This window comes from Actinoplanes sp. NPDC051405 (genome assembly GCF_055586185.1).
The window spans coordinates 180,974-202,833 of sequence record NZ_JBVJIR010000020.1 but is presented as its reverse complement, the minus strand read 5'-3'; the positions used below and the strand labels follow the sequence as shown (position 1 = coordinate 202,833).

Annotated in this window: 20 protein-coding genes; 15 read left to right on the top strand and 5 right to left on the bottom strand. The window is 71.7% G+C overall.

What is annotated here, in order from left to right; all coding sequences use genetic code 11:
* Positions 1-163 precede the first annotated feature (163 nt).
* Together ACZ6S4_RS36105 and ACZ6S4_RS36100 are read right to left on the bottom strand one after the other, a co-directional pair.
* Positions 164-994 (bottom strand): peptidylprolyl isomerase, encoded by an 831-nt coding sequence (locus ACZ6S4_RS36105; protein WP_465479208.1) that lies wholly within the window; start codon positions 992-994, stop codon positions 164-166.
* A gap of 65 nt (positions 995-1,059) precedes the next feature.
* Positions 1,060-1,944: a peptidylprolyl isomerase gene (locus ACZ6S4_RS36100; protein WP_465479207.1), complete on the bottom strand. Its 885-nt coding sequence runs from the start codon at positions 1,942-1,944 to the stop codon at positions 1,060-1,062.
* Between the two features lie 165 nt (positions 1,945-2,109).
* Here ACZ6S4_RS36100 and ACZ6S4_RS36095 point away from each other — a divergent pair, with 165 nt between their 5' ends.
* Entirely contained in the window at positions 2,110-2,808 is a 699-nt protein-coding gene (locus ACZ6S4_RS36095) for an MBL fold metallo-hydrolase (protein ID WP_360820054.1), read from the top strand.
* Between the two features lie 25 nt (positions 2,809-2,833).
* Complete coding sequence (gene hisS, locus ACZ6S4_RS36090; protein ID WP_465479206.1) at positions 2,834-4,165, top strand: histidine--tRNA ligase; 1,332 nt, start codon at positions 2,834-2,836, stop codon at positions 4,163-4,165.
* A 43-nt stretch (positions 4,166-4,208) separates the two neighbouring features.
* On the opposite strand, the gene ACZ6S4_RS36085 is transcribed toward hisS, so the two are convergent.
* On the bottom strand, positions 4,209-4,745 hold the full coding sequence (locus ACZ6S4_RS36085; protein WP_465479205.1) for an alpha/beta hydrolase: 537 nt from the start codon (positions 4,743-4,745) through the stop codon (positions 4,209-4,211).
* Between the two features lie 139 nt (positions 4,746-4,884).
* Here ACZ6S4_RS36085 and urtA point away from each other — a divergent pair, with 139 nt between their 5' ends.
* Genes urtA through urtE form a run of 5 tightly spaced genes read left to right on the top strand, consistent with a single transcriptional unit; the run spans position 4,885 to position 9,507 of the window.
* Positions 4,885-6,108: an urea ABC transporter substrate-binding protein gene (urtA, locus tag ACZ6S4_RS36080; RefSeq protein ID WP_465479204.1), complete on the top strand. Its 1,224-nt coding sequence runs from the start codon at positions 4,885-4,887 to the stop codon at positions 6,106-6,108.
* A gap of 7 nt (positions 6,109-6,115) precedes the next feature.
* Entirely contained in the window at positions 6,116-6,994 is an 879-nt protein-coding gene (gene urtB, locus ACZ6S4_RS36075; protein ID WP_465479203.1) for an urea ABC transporter permease subunit UrtB, read from the top strand.
* Positions 6,991-8,058 (top strand): urea ABC transporter permease subunit UrtC, encoded by a 1,068-nt coding sequence (gene urtC / locus ACZ6S4_RS36070; protein ID WP_465479202.1) that lies wholly within the window; start codon positions 6,991-6,993, stop codon positions 8,056-8,058. The genes urtB and urtC overlap by 4 nt, the downstream gene beginning before the upstream one ends.
* Positions 8,055-8,813 (top strand): urea ABC transporter ATP-binding protein UrtD, encoded by a 759-nt coding sequence (gene urtD, locus ACZ6S4_RS36065; protein WP_465479201.1) that lies wholly within the window; start codon positions 8,055-8,057, stop codon positions 8,811-8,813. Before urtC ends, urtD begins: the two co-directional genes overlap by 4 nt.
* 1 nt (position 8,814) lies before the next feature.
* On the top strand, positions 8,815-9,507 hold the full coding sequence (gene urtE, locus ACZ6S4_RS36060; RefSeq protein WP_360820076.1) for an urea ABC transporter ATP-binding subunit UrtE: 693 nt from the start codon (positions 8,815-8,817) through the stop codon (positions 9,505-9,507).
* Here the strand turns inward: urtE and ACZ6S4_RS36055 are convergent, their stop codons facing one another.
* Positions 9,508-10,020, bottom strand: a complete 513-nt coding sequence (locus ACZ6S4_RS36055; protein ID WP_465479200.1) for a PaaI family thioesterase — start codon at positions 10,018-10,020, stop codon at positions 9,508-9,510.
* A gap of 56 nt (positions 10,021-10,076) precedes the next feature.
* Here ACZ6S4_RS36055 and ACZ6S4_RS36050 point away from each other — a divergent pair, with 56 nt between their 5' ends.
* From ACZ6S4_RS36050 to ACZ6S4_RS36020, 7 genes are all read left to right on the top strand, one after another.
* Complete coding sequence (locus ACZ6S4_RS36050) at positions 10,077-10,565, top strand: winged helix-turn-helix transcriptional regulator (RefSeq protein WP_465479199.1); 489 nt, start codon at positions 10,077-10,079, stop codon at positions 10,563-10,565.
* Positions 10,566-10,576: 11 nt separating this feature from the next.
* On the top strand, positions 10,577-12,175 hold the full coding sequence (locus ACZ6S4_RS36045; RefSeq protein ID WP_465479198.1) for an MFS transporter: 1,599 nt from the start codon (positions 10,577-10,579) through the stop codon (positions 12,173-12,175).
* A 79-nt stretch (positions 12,176-12,254) separates the two neighbouring features.
* The gene (locus ACZ6S4_RS36040; RefSeq protein ID WP_465479197.1) at positions 12,255-13,094 is read left to right on the top strand and encodes a cyanophycinase; all 840 of its coding nucleotides are present in this window, start codon (positions 12,255-12,257) and stop codon (positions 13,092-13,094) included.
* Positions 13,091-15,826, top strand: coding sequence for a cyanophycin synthetase (gene cphA, locus ACZ6S4_RS36035; RefSeq protein WP_465479196.1), 2,736 nt, complete (start codon positions 13,091-13,093; stop codon positions 15,824-15,826). The genes ACZ6S4_RS36040 and cphA overlap by 4 nt, the downstream gene beginning before the upstream one ends.
* Before the next feature lie 537 nt (positions 15,827-16,363).
* A complete protein-coding gene (locus ACZ6S4_RS36030; protein ID WP_465479195.1) occupies positions 16,364-18,655 on the top strand; it encodes a serine/threonine-protein kinase in 2,292 nt (763 codons plus the stop codon).
* Positions 18,656-18,949: 294 nt separating this feature from the next.
* A complete protein-coding gene (locus tag ACZ6S4_RS36025) occupies positions 18,950-19,207 on the top strand; it encodes a hypothetical protein (protein ID WP_433720020.1) in 258 nt (85 codons plus the stop codon).
* A 154-nt stretch (positions 19,208-19,361) separates the two neighbouring features.
* Positions 19,362-20,264 (top strand): sigma-70 family RNA polymerase sigma factor, encoded by a 903-nt coding sequence (locus ACZ6S4_RS36020; RefSeq protein ID WP_360556097.1) that lies wholly within the window; start codon positions 19,362-19,364, stop codon positions 20,262-20,264.
* Positions 20,265-20,318: 54 nt separating this feature from the next.
* On the opposite strand, the gene ACZ6S4_RS36015 is transcribed toward ACZ6S4_RS36020, so the two are convergent.
* A complete protein-coding gene (locus ACZ6S4_RS36015; RefSeq protein ID WP_465479194.1) occupies positions 20,319-20,507 on the bottom strand; it encodes a hypothetical protein in 189 nt (62 codons plus the stop codon).
* 64 nt (positions 20,508-20,571) lie between these two features.
* Here ACZ6S4_RS36015 and ACZ6S4_RS36010 point away from each other — a divergent pair, with 64 nt between their 5' ends.
* Entirely contained in the window at positions 20,572-21,642 is a 1,071-nt protein-coding gene (locus ACZ6S4_RS36010; RefSeq protein ID WP_465479193.1) for an epoxide hydrolase family protein, read from the top strand.
* The last annotated feature ends 218 nt before the right edge of the window (positions 21,643-21,860 follow it).

Genomic DNA, 21,860 nt, shown 5'->3' with positions numbered 1-21,860 from the left:
CCCCCCCCCCCCCCCCCCCCCCCCCCCCCCCCCCCCCCCCCCCCCCCCCCCCCCCCCCCCCCCCCCCCCCCCCCCCCCCCCCCCCCCCCCCCACCGCGAGAGAAAAGCAGAAAGGCGGACCCCCAAAAAACAGGGTTCCGCCTTTCCGGATGAACGAGAAGATCTAGCCCTTGGCCATCGTCAGAGTCTTGATGGTGATCTCCTTCTTCGGGTGCCCGTCACCCTGACCATTGGCATTGTCACTACCAGCCTTGGCCACAGCCTCGACGATGTCGAGCCCCTTGGTGATCGTGCCCAGCACCGTGTAGTCCGGCGGCAGGTCGGTGTCCTCGTACACGATGAAGTACTGGCTGCCCGTCGAGCTCGGCGCTGACGTCTTCGCCATCGCGATCGTGCCCTTCGGGTACGCCGGCTTCGCGTTCGTCGGGAGGTTCTCCTCCGCGTAGCGGAAGCTGGGGCCGCCGGAGCCGTCGCTCTCGCGCCAGCCCTTGCCGGTCGCCGTCGGGTCGCCGCACTGGAGGACCTTGATGCCCGCGGTCGTGAGCCGGTGGCACTTGGTGTTGTCCCAGAACTTCTTGCTGGCCAGGAACGTGAACGCCTCACCCGTGCACGGCGCCTTGCTCAGGTCCACCGAAGCCGTGATCGCGCCGAGGTTGGTGTCCATGGTCAGCGTCGACTTGCCGACGTTCGGGGCGTTCGACGGCGGGGTGCCGACGTCCTTGACCTTGCTGCCCGTGCTGCCGTCCTCCGGGATCCATGAGCAGGCCACGGTGCCGGGGGGTGGGGCAGCCGCGTCGGTCGACTTCTTGTCGTCGTCGTTGCCGAGCGCGGCGACGATCCACACCGCGGCGCCCGCGATCACGACGACCGCGAGGGCCGATCCGATGATGGCCTGCCGCTGCCGGCGCTTGCGCGCGGCAGTGGCCCGCTCGGCCATCTCCTTCTCCAGCCGGGCCCGCGCCGCCGCGCGCTGCCGGTCCTTGATCGACGACACGGTGTTCCTCCTGTATGCCTCGGTGCGGTGAGGGGATATGTTGCGACGATTCTGGTCCGGAAAGCTCAGGACTCGCTGGACGCTGAGGGGGCGGCCGAGGGGGCGGTGGCGGCGGGCTCTGCGCTGGGCTCGCCGACGGTGATGCTCTGCACGGTGATCTTGTTCTTCGGGGTGACCTTGTCGCCCGCGCTGTTCGCCACGGTGGCGATCTTGCCGATCTTGGCGACCGTGTCCAGCCCGCCGGTGACCTTTCCGACGATCGGATACTGCGGTTCCGTCTTCGGGGTGAAATCCTTGAAGAAGATCAGGAACTGGCTGCCGTTGGCGCCCGGCGGGTTGCCGATCATCGCCACGGTGCCCTTGGGGTAGAGCGGCTCCTGCGGCGCCGCCGCGGCCGACGCGCTGGGCGCCGGAGCGGGGGCCGTCGGTGTGTTCTCGTTGTAGACCGTGTACGTCGGACCGCCCTGGCCCGTGCCCTTCGGGTCCCCGCAGTGGATCGCGCCCTCGGCGGTGATCTCGTGGCAGGTGGTGTTGTCGAAGAACTGCTTGCCGGCCAGGTAGCTCAGGCTCGCGCTGGTGCACGGCGCGGCGGCCAGGTCGAGGGTGACGACGATCGGCGCGCCCTGGTCGGTCGTGATCGTCATCGGCCGGGTGCCCGCGGTGGGGATGCCGCTGGTCGGCGGCTCACCGACGTCTTTGAGGTCGGGGTTCGACTCGGCGTTCTGCGGCGTCCACGCGCACACCTCGGAAGCGGTCGGGTCGACCGGGTCGTCGCCGTCGAAGGCGCCGCCGAGCCACGCCACTCCGCCCACGATCAGGACGAGCGCCAGTGCCGCACCGAGCCCGGCCTGGATCTGCCGCCGCCGGCGCTGCCTGCCCGCACGGCGTGCGAGCTGCCGATCGAGCTTCTCCCGCGCCAGTTTTCGCGCCCGGTCCCTGCTGGAAGCCACCGAGTGCTCCCCTTCCTTAAACTCTTGTCCAGTGCGCCACGCCACACGCCCGCAAGAGTGTACGGGTAACCGCTGGGAATGTGGTGTGCGAGGTTCCGTCACGGTGCGTACGGTGTGTCCCGCTAGGCTTGACCGGCGAATCCGACCGCGAGAGAGGGGTGCCCAGTGCTCGTCACCGGCTTTCCGGCCGACGCCTTCGGCACCAACTGTTACGTCGTGGCCGCCGGCCCGGGGGAGCAGTGCCTGGTGGTCGATCCGGGCATCGGCGTGCTCGACCGTCTCGACGAGGTGCTGGCCCAGCACCGGTTGCACCCGGCCGCGGTGCTGCTGACCCACGGCCACCTGGACCACACGTTCTCCGTCGCGCCGGTCTGCGGTGCGCGTGGCATCACGGCGTACGTGCATCCCGCCGACCGGGAGATGCTCGCCGACCCGGCCAAGGGCCTGAGCATGGATCTGACCGCGTTGTTCGGCGGCCGGCTGTCGTACACCGAGCCCGAGGACGTCGCGGAGCTGACCGACGGGGCCACGCTGAGCCTGGCCGGGCTGGAGATCACCGTCGACCATGCGCCCGGCCATACCGGCGGGTCGGTGCTCTTCCGGCTGCCCGGCGCGGGCTCGCAGTGGGAGGCGGACCAGGTCTGCCTCTCCGGTGACGTGCTCTTCGCCGGTTCGATCGGCCGCACCGACCTGCCGGGCGGCAGCACGGAGACGATGCTGGCCAGCCTGCGGGACAAGATCCTGCCGCTGGCCGACGACACCGTCGTGCTGCCCGGCCACGGACCGGAAACCACCATCGGCCGCGAGCGCGTGGCGAACCCGTACCTGCGGGAGCTGACCACCGCGCCCGGCCGGGGCCTCTGAGACTTTTCGCTAGGAGAACAGCACCATGAGCAAGCCCACGCCCATCTCCGGCTTCCCGGAGTGGCTGCCCGCGCAGCGGATGATCGAGCAGAGTGTCGTCGAGCGGATCCGCGCGACCTTCGAGCTCTACGGTTTCGCGCCGCTGGAGACCCGCGCCGTCGAGCCGCTGGACCAGTTGCTGCGCAAGGGGGAGACCTCCAAGGAGGTGTACGTCCTGCGCCGCCTCCAGGAGGATCCCGGCGCGCCGTCCGACGACTCCCTCGGCCTGCACTTCGACCTGACCGTGCCGTTCGCCCGCTTCGTGCTGGAGAACAGCGGCAAGCTGCAGTTCCCGTTCCGCCGCTATCAGATCCAGAAGGTGTGGCGCGGTGAGCGCCCGCAGGAAGGCCGCTACCGGGAGTTCCTGCAGGCCGACATCGACGTGGTCGACCGCGACAACCTGCCGTTCCACTACGACACCGAGATGCCGCTGGTGATCGGGGACGCGTTCGCGTCGCTGCCGATCCCACCGGCCACGATCCTGGTCAACAACCGCAAGGTGTGCGAGGGCTTCTACCGGGGTCTGGGCCTCGAGGACCCGGATCAGGTGCTGCGTACCGTCGACAAGCTCGACAAGATCGGCCCGGAGAAGGTCGCGGCCCTGCTGGTCGAGACGGCCGGTGCCACCGATGCCCAGGCCAAGGCCTGCCTGGAGCTGGCCTCGATCTCGGCGGAGGACGCCTCCTTCGTGGACGCGGTGCGGGCCCTCGGTGTCGACAACGCGCTGCTGGACGAGGGCCTCGAGGAGCTGGTCCGGGTCGTCGACGCGGGCACCGAGCACGCGCCCGGCCTGATCCGGGCGGAGCTGAAGATCGCCCGCGGGCTCGACTACTACACGGGCACGGTCTACGAGACCCAGCTGCGCGGCTACGAGCGGTTCGGCTCGATCTGCTCCGGCGGCCGTTACGAGAATCTGGCGACCGCGGGCAACGAGCGTTTCCCGGGCGTCGGCATCTCGATCGGCGTCTCCCGGATGCTCGGGCTGCTCTTCGGCCGGAGCGCGCTGGGCGTCTCGCGGTCGGTGCCGACCTGCGTCGTGGTGGCGTTGCCGGCCGAGGAGCTGCGCCCGGCCTGCGACCGGATCGCCCGGGCGCTGCGCAGCCGGGGGATCAGTACCGAGGTGGCGCCGTCGGCGGCCAAGTTCGGCAAGCAGATCCGCTTCGCCGAGCGGCGGGGCATCCCGTACGTGTGGTTCCCCGGAGCCGACGGCGCGGCCGACACGATCAAGGACATCCGCTCGGGTGACCAGGTCGAGGCCGACGCGTCCACGTGGCAGCCGCCGGCCGAGGACCTGACTCCCGTCGTTTCCGGCAGCTGAGCCCGCCGGGCCGGGAGCCGGCAGCCCGCCGCGGGACCCGGCGTCAGCGCGCGTCCAGGAAGTCCTCGATCGCGGTGCCGATGACGCCCAGCGTCTCGGTGAAGTCCCGCAGGGTCCCGGGCGCGCGCAGGGAGTGGTTGGCGTCCCGGATGGTCAGCACCTGCTGGCCGGTCGAGCGGGCTGCCTCCGGGACCCACCACGGGTCCGCGGTGCCGCCGATGAGCAGCTGCGGCGCCGGGTTGCGGGTGATCGCGTCCACGAGGGGCGGGATGGTCAGCAGCGGGGTCAGCCAGATCGCCGGCAGTTCCAGGTCGGCGGCAAGGGTCGCGGCGTGGGTGCCCAGCGACTTCGCGATCAGTACCGGCCGGGCGTCGGGGTCGCGCTGGACCAGCCGGTGCAGTGCCGCGGCGACGCAGGCGCGGACGAACGGCTCCGGCCCGACCTCCATCAGGCCCTCGGGCATCGTCCAGGTGACCGGCTCGATGAGGGCCCGGCGGTCGGTCAGCGCCTCCCAGCCGAGGTCCAGCAGGGTGGTGTGGACGATGCCGATGCCGCCGGGCACCAGGATTCCGCTGAGCACCGCGCCAGCCTAGCGCCGAAGATCCTATGTGGCCTGTGAGGGCGCGTTAACTTATTCGACATGTGTCAATACGTTGCGTGAAACGAGCGGTTCTTAGCTTTCGGGGCACCACCCCCCGCGGGCGAAGGGACAAGTCCCCATGTCATCTACGAAGTGGACCAAGACTCTCTCGATCCTTTTCCTCTCCACGACTCTGGTGGTGGCCGGCTGCGCCGATGATCCGTCGGCGAGCGGCAGTTCCTCCGGCGACACCATCAAGGTCGGCATCCTGCACTCGCTCAGCGGCACGATGGCCATCAGCGAGGTGACGGTCCGCGACTCCGAGCTGCTGGCCATCGAGGAGGTCAACGCGGCGGGCGGCGTGCTCGGCAAGAAGCTCGAACCGGTCGTCGAGGACGGTGCCTCGGACTGGCCGACGTTCGCCGAGAAGGCCCAGAAGCTGATCAACGAGGACAAGGTCGCCACCACCTTCGGGGGCTGGACCTCGGCCAGCCGCAAGGCGATGCTGCCGGTCTTCGAACGCAACAAGGCCCTGCTCTGGTATCCGGTGCAGTACGAGGGGCTGGAGAGCTCGCCGTACATCTTCTACACCGGCGCGACCACCAACCAGCAGATCGTGCCCGCCCTGGACTACCTCAAGCAGCAGGGCAAGAAGTCGGTGTTCCTGGTCGGCAGCGACTACGTCTTCCCGCGTACGGCCAACAAGATCATCAAGGCGTACGCGGCCGCGAACGGCATGACCGTGGCCGGCGAGGAGTACACCCCGCTGGGCAACACCGAATACTCGACCATCGTCAACAAGCTCGGCCAGGCCAAGCCCGACGTCGTCTTCAACACCCTCAACGGCGACAGCAACGTCGCCTTCTTCAAGCAGTTGCGCAGCGCCGGCTTCACCGACAAGACCATGCCGACGGTGAGTGTCAGCGTCGCCGAGGAGGAGGTCGGCGGCATCGGCCCGGCCAACATCGCCGGTCACCTGGTGGCGTGGAACTACTACCAGACCACCGAGGGCGCCACGAACACCGAGTTCGTCAAGAACTACAAGGCCAAGTACGGCGCGACCAAGGTGACCTCCGACCCGATGGAGGCCGGCTACAACGCGGTCAAGCTGTGGGCCGCGGCGGCCGCCAAAGCGGGCAGCACCGACGTCGAGGCGGTCAAGAAGGCAGCCGGGGGAATCTCGCTGGACCTGCCCGAGGGCAAGGTGACCATCGACGGCGAGACCCAGCACGTCTACAAGACCGCCCGGATCGGGCTGATCCAGCCGGACGGCCAGATCAAGGAGGTGTGGAACTCCGGCGAGCCCGTGAAGCCGGATCCCTACCTCAAGGGCTACCCGTGGGCCGCCGGACTGGCGTCCTGAGCGAGCCATGGGAACCCTGAACCAGTTGGTCATCGGGGCGAGCATCGGCGCGGTGCTGCTGCTCGCCTCGCTGGGCCTGACCTTCACGTTCGGCCAGATGGGCGTCATCAACATGGCCCACGGCGAGTTCATCATGGCCGGTGCGTACACCGCGTACGTCCTGCAGCCGCTGGCCGGCGAGCAGGCCGTGCTGGTGGCGCTGCCCGTCGCCTTCGCCGTCGGCGGGGTGCTCGGGCTGATCCTGGAACGGCTGTTCATCCGGCGGTTCTACGGCCGCCCGCTGGACACGCTGCTGCTCACCTGGGGCATCAGCCTGATCCTGCAGCAGGTCGCCCGGGACATCTTCGGGGCGCCCAACGTGCAGGTCACCGCCCCGGGCTGGCTCACCGGCGGGATCGACGTGGGTGTGCGGATCCCGTACAACCGGGTGTTCATCCTGGTGCTGGCGATCGGCTGCGTGGCGGCGATCTCGCTGTACCTGAGCAAGCTGCGGCAGGGCCGGCGGATGCGGGCCGTGATGCAGAACAGGCAGCTGGCCGCGGTCAGCGGGGTAGCGACCGGGCGGGTCGATCAGGCCACCTTCTTCATCGGCTCCGGGCTGGCCGGGGTGGCCGGGGTCGCGCTGACCCTGATCGGCCCGGTCGGCCCGACGCTGGGCAGCGGGTACATCGTGGACGCGTTCCTGGTCGTGGTGGCCGGCGGGCTGGGTCAGCTGCGCGGTGCGGTGATCGCCGCGTTCGCGCTGGGTGTGCTGAACAGCTTCGTCGAGTTCTGGACGGCCAACGGGGCCAGCTTCGCCAAGGTGGTGGTGTTCGCCGTGATCATCGCGTTCCTGCAGTTGCGGCCCCAGGGCATGTTCGTCCTGCGATCGAGGGCACTCACATGAGAAACCGGATCGCCTTCGCCCTGATCGCCGTGGTGCTGCTCGCCGCGCCGCTGGTGTTCAGCCCGTTCCGGCTGGACCTGCTGGCCAAGTACCTCTGCTATGCGATCGTGGCGCTCGGCATCGCCCTGGCCTGGGGCCGCGGCGGCATGCTGACGCTGGGCCAGGGCGTGTTCTTCGGGCTCGGCGGATACGCGATGGGCATGCACCTCAAGCTCGTCGAGGCCGGGCCGGGGCAGCTGCCCGACTTCATGTCGTGGAGCGGCGTCGAGCAGTTGCCGCTGCTCTGGAAGCCGTTCGCCAACCCCGTCTTCGCGCTCGTGATGGTGGTCGTGCTGCCGGTGACGGTGGCGCTGCTGCTGGGGCTGCTGGTCTTCCGGCAACGGGTGCGGGGCGCGTACTTCGCGGTGCTGTCCCAGGCGCTGGCGGCGGCGTTCGTCATCCTGCTCGTCGGCCAGCAGGGGCTGACCGGCGGCACCAACGGCCTGACCAACTTCCAGCTCTTCTTCGGCCTGGACCTCTACGACGACGCCGACCGCCGGATCCTCTACTTCGCCATCGTGGTCGTGCTCGGACTGTCCTATCTGGTCGTGCGGCAGCTGGCCCGCAGCCGCTACGGGCAGCTGCTGGTGGCGATCCGCGACGGCGAGGACCGGGTGCGTTTCCTCGGCTACGACCCGGCCCTGGTCAAGACCTTCGCCTTCGCGGTCTCGGCCGGGCTGGCCGGCATCGCCGGCGCGCTCTTCGTCCCGGTGGTCGGCCTGCTCACGCCGGCCAACCTGGGCGTGGTCGCGTCGCTGGAGCTGCTCATCGGGGTGGCGATCGGCGGGCGGTACTCGCTCGCCGGTGCGGTCGGCGGCGCGCTGCTGTTCCACTACGGCAAGACGATCTTCAGCGAGCAGTGGCCGGACAGCTGGCTCTACGTGCAGGGCGCGCTGTTCGTGGCGGTCATGCTCTGGGCTCCCCGCGGTCTGGCCGGCCTGGCCGGGCAGCTGCGCGACGTGATCGCGGCCCGGCGCCGTCCGGCGGCGCCGGCCCCGCCGGTTCTGGAGGAGGTACGGGCATGAGCAGACTCCTGGAGGTACGCGGCCTGAACGTCGTCTTCTCCGGCTTCCACGCGATCACCGACCTGGACTTCTCCCTCGACGCCGGCGAGCTGCGGTTCCTCATCGGGCCCAACGGGGCCGGCAAGACCACCCTGATCGACGTCATCACCGGGCTGACCAGACCGGCGACCGGCTCGGTCAGCTTCGCCGGGCAGGAGCTCGTGGGCCGCCGGGAGTATCAGGTCGTGCGCGCGGGCGTCGGCCGTACCTTCCAGACGTCCGTGGTGTTCGAGGAGCTCAGCGTCGTCGACAACCTGGACCTGGCGGCGGGTTTCCGGCGCCGGCTGCCGACCCTGCTGCGCCGGCGGCACGGCGTCTCCGACGACGTCGCCTCGGCGCTGGACACCATCGGGCTGGGTGCCCTGGCGGACCGCCCGGCCGGGGTGCTCTCGCACGGCCAGCGGCAGTGGCTCGAGATCGGCATGCTCGTCGTGCAGCGGCCCCGGCTGCTGCTGCTCGACGAGCCGGTCGCGGGCATGAGCCGCACCGAGCGCGAGCGTACGGGCGAGCTGCTGCAGTCGGTGGCCCGCGACCACACCGTCCTGGTGGTCGAGCACGACATGGATTTCCTGCGCCGCTTCGCCAGCACGGTGACGGTGCTGCACGAGGGCCGGCTGCTGTGCGAGGGCACGGTGGCCGAGGTGCAGGCCGATCCGCGCGTGCAGGAGGTCTATCTCGGACGGTCCCGCGACGAGCTCGACAAGGAGGTGGCGTGACGTGCTGGAGGTCGAGGACCTGCAGGTGTCGTACGGCCGGGCGCAGGTGCTCTTCGGGGTCTCGCTGACCGCGCCGGCCGGGTCGCTGGTGTGCCTGATGGGCCGCAACGGTGTCGGCAAGACCACCCTGCTCAAGGCGATCATGGGAGTGCTGCCGGTCCGCTCGGGCGCGGTGCGTTTCGACGGCCGGGAGCTGACCAGGCTCAAGGTGCACGAGCGGGTCCGGCTCGGGCTCGGCTACGTGCCCCAGGGCCACGAGACGTTCCCGCAGCTGACTGTCGCGGAGAACCTGCAGGTGGCGCGGGAGACCGCGGGCAACCGCCGGGCCGGGGTGGTCGACGAGGCGTTCGACCTGTTCCCGGCGCTGCGCGGGCTGCTCAAGCGGCGGGCGGGCTTTCTCTCCGGCGGTCAGCAGCAGCAGCTCGCGATCGCCCGGGCGCTGGTCACCGAGCCGCGGATGCTGCTGCTGGACGAGCCGACCGAGGGCATCCAGCCGTCGATCGTGCGCGAGATCGAGGAGGCGATCCGGCAGCTGCACGCGGCCGGGCTGACGATCCTGCTGGTCGAGCAGTATCTGGAGCTGGCTCTGCGGCTGGCCGACCGGTTCGTGATCCTGGACGCGGGCGAGGTGGTGCGGGCGGGCCCGGCCGGCGAACTCGGCGACGAGTCGGTCCGCCGGCTGCTGGCGGTCTGATCAGGAGCGGGTCGCCTCGAAGATCATGCAGCTGGAGGTGGCGTGGGCGATGAGGCGTCCCGCGGTGTCGGTGATCCGGGCTTCGGTGAGCGCGGTCCGGCGGCCCTTCTGCAGCACACCGCCCTTGCAGGTGAGCTGCCCGGAGTCGACGGTGACCGCGCGCAGGAACTTCACGTTGAGGTCGAGTGAGGTGTAGCCGACCCCGGCCGGCAGCGTCGAGTGCAGTGAGCACGCGGCGGCGCTGTCGAGCAGCGTGGAGAGCACGCCGCCGTGCATCGTGCCGAGCGGGTTGTAGTGGAACTCCTGCGGCGCCAGGTAGAACGTGACGCTGCCCTCCTCGACCTCCATGCCGGAGATGTCGATCAGGTTCATGATCGGTGGGGGCGGGAGCTCGCCGGCCACCATCCGGCGCATCAGGTCCAGGCCACTGGTCGTGCCCAGCACGGCGGCGTGCTCGGCCGGATCGGTCCAGGAATACGTGCGCGTACGGGTCCCGTCCTGGGTCTGCGTCATGGACGCAGACTGGCACCCGCTTGCTGTGTCTGTCAAACAGACTTAGCCTCGGTGTCATGAATCCCACCCTCGCCCGCCCGTCCGCCCTCGACTGGTCCGTCGACGCCTGCACGATCGGCCGCGCGATGGGCATCCTCGGGGAGAAGTGGACCGTGGTGGTGCTGCGGGAGGTCTTCACCGGTGTCCGCCGCTTCGCCGACATGCGCGAGCGCACCGGCATCCCGCGCCAGGTCCTCACCAACCGGCTCGCTTCGCTGGTGGAGCACGGCCTGCTGCGCCGCGAGCCGTACCAGGAGCCCGGCGCGCGGATCCGCCACGAATACCGGCTCACCGCCAAGGGGCTCGACCTCTACCCGGTGCTCACCGCGGTGATGGAATGGGGGGACCGCTACCTCGCCGATCCGGCGGGCCCGCCGCTGGAGATGGGCCACCGCGACTGCGGCGCGCGGATCCACACCGAACTGCACTGCGCCCAGGGCCACCGGATCGCCGACCCCCGGGAGGTCGCTCCCCGCCCCGGACCGGGGGCCAAGCGCCGCGGCTAAGCTCCCTGGCCGTGGCGAGGGCACGGGCATCAGCACGGGAAACGTCCGCGTGGGCCCCATTGCGGGACAAGATCTTCCGCGGGTTGTGGATCGGGGTGCTGGCCAGCAACGTCGGCACCTGGATGCAGACCGTCGGGGCCCAGTGGCACCTGGTGCACGAGCCGGACGCGGCCACCTACGTCAGCCTGGTGCAGACCGCGACGATGCTGCCCGTCCTGCTGCTGGCGCTGCCGTCGGGCACGCTGGCCGACACCTTCGATCGCCGGCGGCTGCTGCTCGCCGTACAGGTGGGGTTGTTCGCCGTGGCCGGGACGCTGACCGTCCTGACCGGGCTCGACCGGATGCCGCCGCCATTGCTGTTGATCTTCACTTTCCTGCTCGGCGTCGGCCAGGCGCTGACCCTGCCGACCTGGCAGGCGATCATCCCCGAGGTGGTCCCGCGCGACGAGCTCGCCTCGGCGTCCGCGCTCGGTGCGGTCAACACCAACCTGGCCCGATCGGCCGGGCCGGCGGTGGCCGGGCTGCTGGTCGCGCACGTGGGCGTGGCCGCGGTCTTCGGCCTGAACGCGCTGTCGTTCGTGGTCTTCGCCGTGGCGCTGCTGCGCTGGCGCCGGCCGCCGGAGAGCGGGACCGCGCACGCCGAGCGGTTCGGCCCGGCGCTGCGGGCCGGCGGCCGGTACGTGCGCTACTCGCCGGTGGTCCGCCGGATCCTGCTGCGCGTGGTGCTGTTCGTCCTGCCCGGCAGCATCGTCTGGGGCCTGCTGCCGCTGGTCGCCGAGCAGGAGCTGGCCATGGGCCCGAGCGGGTACGGCGTCCTGCTCGCCGCCCTGGGCGTCGGCGCGGTCCTGGGCGCCCTGCTGATGCCCCGGGTCCGCGAGCACGTCCCGGCCAATCGGCTGCTCATGCTCTCCGGCACGGTCTACGGCCTGGCCCTGCTCGTGGTGGCCACGGTGGCCAGCGTTCTGGTCGTGGTGCCGGTCCTGCTCGCCGCCGGGCTGGCCTGGATGATCCAGGTGTCGCGGATGAACGCGAGCCTGCAGCTGTTCCTGCCGAACTGGGTCCGCGCCCGCGGCTTCGGGGTCTATCAAGTGGTCTTCGCCGGCGGCCAGGCCCTCGGCGCTCTGCTGTGGGGGCAGGTCACCGAGGCGTTCGGCCTGCGCGCCGCCTTTCTCGCCGCGGCCGCGCTGATGCTGCTGGGCACCGCGACCGTGCGCTGGCTGCCGCTGCACCACCAGGAGGGCGACCGCAGCCCGGCGGTCTACTGGGCCGAGCCGCACCTGATGCTGGAGCCGCATCTGGACGAGGGACCGGTGCTCGTCACCTCGACGTTCCGGGTGCGGCCGGCGAACCGGGCTGCCTTCGTCGCGGCGATGCAGGCCGTACGGCGTTCCCGGCAGCGGACCGGGGCCACCCGGTGGGGACTGTTCCGCCCGGGCGAGGCGACGGACGAGTTCGTCGAGGTCTACCTGGTGCCCACGTGGGACGAACATCTGCGCCAGCACGAGGGCCGGCTCACCGGCAGCGACGAGCAGGACGAGCAGAAGGCGTGGGCGCTGGCCGAGGGCCCACCGGCCGTCTCGCATCTGCTGCCCGCCGACTCGCCGGATTAGCCCGATGTTTCGGGATTGTTCCGATTAGCCTCAGGGCAGGCCGCCGGTTCGAGGGGTGCGGCCCTTCAGGAGGCACGGCGTGGCACTCGTCGATCGTTCCGGTCACTCCCGGCTGCTCCTCATCGGTGGCGCCGAACGCTACGGTCCGGGCGGCACCGAGATCCTGCGCCGCTTCGTCGGCCTGGCCGGTGGTCCCGCCGCCGAGCTGATCGTCATCGCCACCGCCAGCGCGGAGCCCGCCGTCCTGGAGGCCGAGTACGCCGCGCTGTTCACCCGCCTCGGCGCGGCCCGGGTCCGGGCGCTGCGGCTGGACAACCGGGCCCAGGCCAACGAGCCCGCTGTGATCAAGGCGCTGGCCACCGCCACCGGTGTCTTCTTCACCGGCGGCGACCAGCTGCGGATCACCACCGTCCTCGGCGGCACGCTGGCCGACTCGGCGCTGCAGCGGCTGGTGCAGACCGGCACGATCGTGCTCGGCGGCACGAGCGCCGGCGCCGCGATGATGTCCGGCACCATGATCCTCGGCGGCGACAGCCCGGGGGTCACCCGGGCCAGTGTGCGCACCGGACCCGGGCTGGAGTTTCTGCCCGGCGTGCTGATCGACATGCACTTCGCCGAGCGTGGCCGGCTCAACCGGCTGCTCAGCGCCGTCGCCCTCTACCCGCACGAGCTCGGCCTCGGTATCGACGAGGACACCGCGATCCTCGCCGAGGGCGACAGCTTCGAGGTGCTGGGCACCGGCGCGGTCACGATCGTCGACGCGGGCGCCGCCGCGGACATCCGGGTACCGGCCGACGGTCCGATCGCGCTCACCGGGGCGCGGGTGCATGTGCTGCCTGCCGGGTGCAGGTTCGAACTGTCCGGCCGCCGTCCCTCGATCGTCGACGGGTCCGCCGGGGAACGGGAACTGGCCGCATGAAGATCCTCAGCATCCACCGGCTGCGCGGGCCCAACGTCCACCTGTCCCGGCCCGCGATCGTGGCCCGGCTGCGCCTCGACGAGCTCTCCGGCCGCGAGACCAGCGACGTCGCCGGCTTCACCGAACGGATCCTGCGTGCCCTGCCGGGCCTGGCCGAGCACCACTGCGCGGCCGGCTCGCCCGGCGGGTTCGTCAGCCGGATGCGCGGTGGCACCTACTTCGGCCACGTCACCGAGCACGTCAGCATCGAGCTGTCCCAGCGGATCGGGCGCGACGTCAGCTTCGGCCGGACCGTCTCGGCCGGCGAGCCGGGGCTCTACGACCTGATCATCGAGTGCCCGGTGGACGAGTCACCGGACTCCACGTTGCCGGGCGAGCTGCTGGAGACCGCCGCTGAGCTGGTCGCCTCGGTCGCGGGCGGCGAGTCCGTGCCCGCCGCCGACCTCACCGAGCGTCTCAGCGCCCTGACCGCGCTGGCCGAGCAGGAGGCCACCGGCCCGAGCACCACGTCGATCATCGCCGCGGCCCGGCGCCGGGGCATCCCGGTCGAGCGGTACGCCGACCTCAGCCTGCTGCGCCTGGGCTGGGGCACCCGCCGGCGGCTCGCCTGGGCCGCGATGACCGACCGGACCAGCGGGGTCGGCGTCGACATCGCGGCGGACAAGCAGGTCACCCGGCGGTTGCTCGAGGACGCCGGGGTGCCGGTCGCGCCCGGCGGGGCCGCCCGTACCGTCGCCGAAGCGGTGCGCCTGCTGGGCGAGCTGGGTGCGCCGGTGGTGGTCAAGCCGCGGCAGGGCCGCCAGGGCGAGCACGTGGTGCTCAACCTGCGCACGCCCGAGGAGGTCGAACGGGCGTACACGGCCGCGGGCGGCGACGTGGTGGTCGAACGGCAGTTCGCCGGCCGGGACTACCGCGTGCTGGTCGTCGCGGGTGAGGTGGTGGCCGCCGCCGAGCGGGTCGCGGCCCACGTGGTCGGCGACGGCGAGAGCACGGTGGCCGACCTGGTCGCGCTGACCAACGCGGACCCGCGGCGCGGGGTCGGGCACGCCCGGGTGCTGACCCGCATCGAGCTGGACGCCAACGCGCTGGCCGCGCTGAACCGGCAGGGCTGCACGCCCGGTACCGTGCCCGCGGCCGGGCGCCAGGTGTGGCTTCGCGACAACGCCAACCTGTCCACCGGCGGCACCGGCAGTGACGTGACCGACCGGGTGCACCCCGACGTGAGCCGGCTCTGCCTGCGGGTCGCCGCCCTGGTCGGGCTGGACATCGCCGGCATCGACCTGCGGCTGGCCGACATCGCCGCGCCGCTGCCGCCGACCGGGGACCCCGACGAGCTGGGCGCCGGGGTGATCGAGGTCAACGCCGTACCCGGGCTGCGCATGCATCTCGCGCCCGTGCGCGGGCGCTCCCGTGACGTCGGGGACGCGATCGTGCGGGCGATGTTCCCCGGCGGTTCCGACGGGCGGATCCCGACCGTGGCCGTGACCGGCACCAACGGCAAGACCACCGTGACCCGGCTGGTCGCGCACCTGCTGGCCGGCACCGGTCTGCGGGTGGGCGTGGCCAGCAGCGACGGGGTCGCGATCGACGGCCGGGTGGTGCACGTCGGTGACGCCACCGGGCCGCGCTCGGCGCAGATGGTGCTCGGTGACCCGGGGGTCCAGGCGGCGGTCCTGGAGACCGCCCGGGGCGGCACGCTGCGCCGGGGGCTGGGGTACGACCGGACCGACGTCGGCGTGCTCACCAACATCACCGCCGACCATCTGGGCCAGGACGGGCTGGAGTCGATCGAGGACCTGGCCCACGTCAAGGCGCTGATCGCCGAGCGGGTCCGGGACGGCGGCACCCTGGTGCTCAACGCCGACGACCCGTGGGTCCGCAGCATCGCCGAGCGGCCCCGGGTCCGCGCCGACCGCAAGCGCGTCGTCTGGTTCGGCACCGACAGCAGGCAGCCGGTGCTGGCCGAGCACCTGGGCCGGGGCGGGACGGCGTACGTGCTCCAGGACGGCTGGCTGGTGCAGGCCACCGGCGGCCGGCGCACCCCGTTGCTGCGCATCGCGGACGTGCCCGGCTCATTCGGCGGAGCGGCGTCGTACGCGGCCGTCAACGCCCTCGCCGCGGCGGCCGCCGCCCGGGCTCTCGGCGCCTCGCCGGACGTGGTGGCCGAGCGGCTGGCCGCCTTCGAGCCGCGGGTGGACAACCCGGGCCGGGCCACGCTGCTGCGTCTCGACGACGTGACCCTGTTCGTGGACTACGCGCACAACCCGGCGGCGATCGCGACCGTCCTGCGGGCGTTGCACCGGCTCTGGGGTCCGCAGCGATGCCTGGCCACGGTCACCTTGCCCGGCGACCGCCGCGACGACCTGCTCGCTGCCTCGGCCCAGGTGCTCGCGGACGGCGTCACCCGGGCCGTGCTCTACGACGACGAGGACCCGCGCGGCCGGGCGCCGGGGGAGGTGTCCGCACTGGTGGAACGCGAGATGCGCGGACGCCGGCCGCTCATCCAGGTGGTCCGGACCCCGGGCTACCGGGCGGCGGTCGACGCGGCGTTGCGGCTGGCCGTCCCGGGCGACGTGATCCTCGTGCTCTACGAGAAGCTCGCGCCGATGCTGAACCACCTCGAGGGTCTGGGCGCCGTACCCGCCGACTCCGCCGTGGTGCACGCCGAACGGCTCTCCGCGCACCCGGCCCGTACGGTCACGCGGACGCCCCGGGCAGCCGTTTCCCCGTAGTGATTCCCTGGATCGGGTGATTTGTCAGCAACGCTGATGGCTTGCGGCAACAAAGAATGATCGGCGCCGGGAAATCACCCGATCGGGCGGGGTTGCCCAGGTCATTGCCCTGTGGCAATCATCACGCTGGGTATAGATGAGCGCCACTCATGATCTCGCCATCGTCTCTTTGCGTGATGCAAAAGCGACTGCACGTACAGAATGCCGGGGGAAACCGCGAGATTCGTTGTCCAGCCGCAAGTTCCGACGAAGCGGGCATACGACCCAGTGCTGTTTTGCATGACCATCTATACAGCTCTGACCAGGCATTCTGTTCTTGACGCCGGCTGCCCACCGCAGGCGAACAGCGCGGAACAGAGCGTGACGACGCCCAGCTCATCAGGGTTGTCGAGGAGTCGAGACCTGGCCGATCGTCCGCTAACATCCTCGCCGTCGATGGGGAATGCTCGGTCCAACGGCGGACCGACAACCGCCCCGGCATCAGCACGCATGGCGGTGCAGTGCTGATGTTTCTTCCGATCGCGCATGTGGGGGCACATGAGCACGACGGACCTGCCCGGTTCGAGTCTGCTGGCCGGTCGCTACCGACTGGTCGAGCGGCTCGGCGCCGGCGGGATGTCAGTGGTCTGGCGAGGGTTCGACGAAGTGCTCGGTCGTCAGGTCGCGGTGAAGGTCCTGCCGCCCTCGACGAGCACCGACCCCTCGTTCCGACGCCGACTCCGCGCGGAGGCCCAGGCCGCCGCACGGCTGAGCCACCCGCACATCACCAACGTCTACGACTACGGCGAGGCGACCACCGTCGACGGTGAGCCGGTCCCGTACGTCGTCATGGAGCTCGTCGACGGCGAGTCGCTGGCGGCCGTCCTGGCCCGCTCGCGCCGGCTCCCGTGGCCGGCCGCGGTGCGCATCTCCTCCGAGGTCGCGGCCGCCCTGGCTGCCGCGCACGCCCGGGGCATCGTGCACCGCGACGTGACCCCGGCCAACGTCATGCTCACCTCCGGCGGTGCCAAGGTCGTCGACTTCGGCATCTCGGCCCTGATCGGCGAGAACGACATCGACCCGGACGGCAGCCTGCTCGGCACGCCGGCCTACCTGGCGCCCGAGCGGCTCGAGGGCGGCCAGGTCAGCCCGGCCACCGACGTGTACGCGGTCGGCCTGCTGATCTACCGCACCCTGATCGGGCAGCTCCCCTGGGACGTCGGCACGACGACGGCCCTGCTGCGCGCTCACCAGTACACGGAGCCCGAGCCGCTGCCGCCGGTCGAGGGCCTGCCCAGCGCGGTCTCCGCGCTGATCGCCCGCTGCCTGGAGAAGCGGCCCGCGGACCGCCCGTCCAGTGCCGAGCTGGCGCACGTGCTCGGCACGGTGTCGGCCGGGGTGCCGGCCAGCCGCGCGTACGTGCCGGACTGGGCCGAGAACGGCGAGGACACCACGATCCTGCCGTCGGCCCGGCGGGACACCGACGCCTTCGGCCGGGTCCGGCCGGGCCTCGCCCAGGTGCACTCCACTGCTCCCGGCCGCGGTGTCGCCGCTGTTCCCGCTGCCGAGGCGCCGGTCTCGCCGGCCCCGGCCGGCACGCCGGTGCCCCCGGCGGTCTCGGTCGAGGAGGTCGAGGCGGCCGTCGGCCCGGTGTCGTCCCCGCCCCAGCGCGGCGCCCGCAACAGCCGGTTCGGTCCCGTGCCACCGGCTCCCGCGGTCGCTTCGGCGGCGGGCGCCACGGCACCGCCGATCGAGGATGCCGCTCCGGCCGGCCCGGCCCTGCGCCCGGCCTTCGGCGGCGACGACGCGTTCCGGCCGCCGCCCCGCGAGAGCGGCTCGCCCGCGCTGCCGGCCCGCCCGGCCGGTGCCGGAGGCCACGGCGGCCGGGGCAACACGCCGCCCGCCCGTCCCGGTGGCGGCAGCCCGCCCAACCAGAACAGGCCCGGCTCCGCGGCCACCGGCCCCTCGGGCCCCGGTGGCAACGGCGGCATCACCCAGCGGCGCCGGGTGCTCATCATCTCCGGCTCCATCGTCGGCGCGGTCCTGGTCGCCTCGGCCGCGGTGGCCGCGCTCTCCCAGGACGCGTCGCCGAAGACCCCGAACGCGGGATCGACCACGCTCACCGGCTCGAACAAGTGCGTGGTCAGTTATGCGGTCTGGGAGGACAAGGACAAGAAGTTCCGGGCCGCGATCACGCTGGCCAACCGGCAGAACTCGGCGATCAACGACTGGAAGCTCTGGTTCCTCATGCCGGGTGACCAGGTCGTGTCGGGCAACGGTGCGCTCAAGCTGGACCAGCAGGGGCAGGGCGTCACCGTGCTGGGCCGGTCGCCGCTGAGCCCGCAGAAGACCAAGACGCTTGAGTTCACCGGCCGGTACCGGGCCAGCAACGCCGCTCCGATGGTGTTCGAGCTCGGCGGGGAGACCTGCCAGACGTTCGTCTCGCCGGCGCCCGGCGCGCCGTCGCGGCCGGTCGAGCACCTCACGAACGGCACGGTCCGGCTGGGTCCGGTGCCGACCAAGGACACGCCGATCCCGGGGATATCGATCAACCCGGGTGGGGTGGCGGTCCCGGTCCCGGTCAACACGACGGTGCCGGCCGGGGTCACGCCGACGACCACGACACCGGGGGTAGTGGTGGACCCCGGTGGCGGCGGCAACGGCAACGGCGACGACGACGGTGACGACGACGAGACCCCGGTGGAGCCGTCCGCGCCGACCACGACGCCGGCTGTCACGCCGACGACCACGGAGCCGGCCGCGACGGAGACGACGCCGGCGGTGACGGACACGTTCACCGACCCGGGTGACAATTCCGGCAACGAGCCCGTGCCGGGGGCCGTGGGCTGAAATCCGACAAGCGCGTCCTCGGGCGGTCGACCGGAGTTCCGGTTCGGCCGCCCGAGCTGCGCGTAAGGTCGAATTGAGCCCGACAGGAACCGGTGCTGCCCGTGACGACCCGCGACGGCCGTGACGAGAGCCTTCCGCCGAAATCGGTATGAACCGTATCGGCGTGCCTGCGGGCCGGGTTGACGCCCACGGGGAAGATGACTGATACCGGTCTGCAACCTGAGCGGTTCCGGTCGGCACCGGCGCGAGCGTTAGCTGGAACCAGGCAAGTCGTCGCACATCGGGGAGTTCCACATGATCAGCACCGTCCAGGACCTGGCCGCGGAGGCTCTGTTCGTCTCCTACCTGCAGCCGTCCGAGTGCCCGAGCCGCCAGACTGTCGAAGAGACCGTCACCGCCATGCTGCTGCGCCACGGCAGCGACGGCTGTGCGGCCGGCGTCGCGGCGGAGTTCGGCGACCACCCGGAGGCCGCCGTGCGCCGGATGAACTGGGTGCGCCGCGAGCTGAGCGCCATGCTGGCCGCGCCGCGCCACCCGCACTTCGCCAGCTGAGAAGGCCCCCGGGGGAGCACCCCCGATAGCTGAGCCTTTTTCGCAAAAAACACCACAAAAGCAACCGAGTTCGGCCGCCACTGCACCCTTCGGCCATAAGTGTTCTCCTCATCAGCCGGTTCACCTGCCGGCTTGTACGAGCGAGGAGGAACACGTGACCGTGACGACCGAACTCCCCGCCACCGTCGGCATCGTCCACGACGCGCCGTCCGCGCGCGACCTCGAGGACCTGGTCCGCGAACACATGCCGATGGTGGGACACCTGGTTCGGGAACTGCTCAACCGCGTACCCGGCCACGTTCACGCCGACGACCTGTCGTCCGCCGGATTCGCCGCACTGCTCGGCGCCGCGCGCTCCTTCGACGTGAGCCGGGGCATCCCGTTCCACCGCTTCGCCGCTGTCCGGATCCGCGGCGCACTGCTGGACGAGCTGCGCGGGCAGGACTGGGCCAGCCGATCGGTCCGGGCCCGGGCCCGCCGTACGGCGACAGCCCGCCAGGAACTCACCGCGGCACTCGGCCGGACTCCGTCGGAGGCCGAGGTGGCCGAGATGCTCGGCATCGGTGTCGCCGAACTGGCCAGCGTCGAGGACGACGTGCAGAAGGCAGCCCTGCTCAGCCTGCAGGGCTTCCCCACCGGCGCCGCCGAGGAGATGGTCCCGGAACTGTCCGAGGGGCCCGAGGACCTGCTGCTCAAGCGGGAACGGCTGGGATATCTGCACCAGGCCATCCAGGCCCTGCCCGAACGGCTGCGCCTGGTGGTCACCCAGTCCTTCCTGCAGGAACAGCCGCTCAGCGACGTGGCCGCCGAACTCGGGGTCACCGAGTCGCGGATCTCGCAGCTGCGCACCGAGGCGTTGCGCCTGCTCCGGGAGGGCCTGAACAGCTCGCTGGCCCCGGAACTGCTCACCGTCGCGGCCGGCGGACCGCGGACCCGCAAGGGCTGCCTGCAGCGGCGGCGGACCGAGTACTTCGCCCGGGTCGCGGAGCAGGGCAACCTGCGGACCCGGCTGGCACTGACGGATAGTCACGGCGTACCCATCGCGGTCGCCGCCTGATCGGTGGGGCGGCTCGGCGACCGGTTCTCCGGCCGCGGGGCCGCCCCTGCTCTGTCACCGGTGGCGGCGGTCGGCGACGGCTCCGGAGATCGCGCCGGCCAACGCACCCGTGACGGCGCCCAGCAGCCCGGTGCCGATGGCCGCGTCGCCCGCCTCGTAGCCACCGCTGCCGAACCATCCCCAGAGAGCTCCCGCGGCCGCGCCGAGCAGCAGCCCGGTCAACGCCCAGCGGCCCCGTCGCATCGATGCGCCTCCTCCGGCGGATTGCGGCCGGGAACTGACCGCAACGGCTTCTACGGTCGGCAGTATGAGACCTTTCCGGATCGCCGTCGACCCGTACGACCTCACCGACCTGCACGAGCGGCTGGCCCGGACCCGCTGGCCGGCGCAGCTGCCCGGGGCGGAGTGGGACCGCGGCGTGCCGGTGAAGTGGCTGCGCGAGCTGGCCGAGCACTGGCGCACCGGTTATGACTGGCGGGCGTACGAAGCGCGGCTCAACACCTTCCCGCAGTGGATCACCGAGATCGACGGCCTGGACATCCACTTCCTGCACGTCCGGTCGCCGCGGCCGGACGCGCTGCCGCTGATCCTGAGCCACGGCTGGCCGAACTCGTTCGTCGAGTTCATCAACCTGATCGAGGTGCTCAGCGCCGACTTCCACGTGGTGGTGCCGTCGGTGCCGGGCTTCGGCTACTCGGCGGCCCCGCGTACGCCGGGATTCGGGGTCGAGCAGGTGGGCCGGATCTGGGCGCAGCTGATGAGCCGGCTGGGGTACGAGCGGTACGGCTCGCACGGGGGTGACCTGGGCGCGTACCTGGCCCCGGCGGTCGCGGTGGCGGCGCCGGACCGGGTGGTGGGCGTGCACGTGAACGCGGGTCCGGGCATGCCGACCGAGGCGGACGTGCCGGGCATGAGCGAGGCCGAGCGCGCCGACTACGCGGCGATGCAGGAATGGGCGGGGTCGGGCGTGGACCACCACTCACTGCTGCGGGCGGCGCCGCAGACTTTCGCGTACGGGTGGCAGGACTCGCCGGTGGCGCTGCTGGCCTGGCACATGCAGAAGATGAAGGAGTTCGGCGACCTGGTGATCGACCGGGATCTGCTGCTGACGAACACGAGCATCTACTGGTTCACCGGGACGGCGGCCTCGTCCTCGTGGTTCATGTACGACACACCGGCGTTCGCCTGGCCGAAGGGGCAGAAGGCGGTGCCGACGGGGGTCTACGCCGGGGGACCGCCGCTGTTCCGGCGGCTGGCCGGGGAGCAGAACACGATCACGCACTGGCCGGCCGGCAACCCCGGCGGTCATTTTGTCGCCCTGCACGAACCGGCCGCGCTCGCCGCCGACCTGCGCACCTTCTTCGCGCCGCTGCGCTGAGCCGGGGCGCGTCACGCCGCGGCCGGTGGCCGCTGCGCTGGGCCGGGCGTTTCACGCTGGGCCGGGCGGCCGCTGCGCTGGGCGGGGCGTTTCACGCTGGGTCGGGCGGCCGCTGCGCTGGGCGGGGCGTTTCACGCTGGGTCGGGCGGCCGCTGCGCTGGGCGGGGCGTTTCACGCTGGGCCGGGCGGCCGCTGCGCTGGGCGGGGCGTTTCACGCC

Excerpts from the sequence above, each read along its gene's own strand:
- hisS (WP_465479206.1), top strand. The coding sequence starts at position 2,834 with ATGAGCAAGCCCACGCCCATCTCCGGCTTCCCGGAGTGGCTGCCCGCG.
- urtA (WP_465479204.1), top strand. The coding sequence starts at position 4,885 with ATGTCATCTACGAAGTGGACCAAGACTCTCTCGATCCTTTTCCTCTCC.
- urtB (WP_465479203.1), top strand. The coding sequence starts at position 6,116 with ATGGGAACCCTGAACCAGTTGGTCATCGGGGCGAGCATCGGCGCGGTG.
- urtC (WP_465479202.1), top strand. The coding sequence starts at position 6,991 with ATGAGAAACCGGATCGCCTTCGCCCTGATCGCCGTGGTGCTGCTCGCC.
- urtD (WP_465479201.1), top strand. The coding sequence starts at position 8,055 with ATGAGCAGACTCCTGGAGGTACGCGGCCTGAACGTCGTCTTCTCCGGC.
- ACZ6S4_RS36055 (WP_465479200.1), bottom strand. The coding sequence starts at position 10,020 with ATGACGCAGACCCAGGACGGGACCCGTACGCGCACGTATTCCTGGACC.
- ACZ6S4_RS36050 (WP_465479199.1), top strand. The coding sequence starts at position 10,077 with ATGAATCCCACCCTCGCCCGCCCGTCCGCCCTCGACTGGTCCGTCGAC.
- cphA (WP_465479196.1), top strand. The coding sequence starts at position 13,091 with ATGAAGATCCTCAGCATCCACCGGCTGCGCGGGCCCAACGTCCACCTG.
- ACZ6S4_RS36030 (WP_465479195.1), top strand. The coding sequence starts at position 16,364 with ATGAGCACGACGGACCTGCCCGGTTCGAGTCTGCTGGCCGGTCGCTAC.
- ACZ6S4_RS36025 (WP_433720020.1), top strand. The coding sequence starts at position 18,950 with ATGATCAGCACCGTCCAGGACCTGGCCGCGGAGGCTCTGTTCGTCTCC.
- ACZ6S4_RS36015 (WP_465479194.1), bottom strand. The coding sequence starts at position 20,507 with ATGCGACGGGGCCGCTGGGCGTTGACCGGGCTGCTGCTCGGCGCGGCC.
- ACZ6S4_RS36010 (WP_465479193.1), top strand. The coding sequence starts at position 20,572 with ATGAGACCTTTCCGGATCGCCGTCGACCCGTACGACCTCACCGACCTG.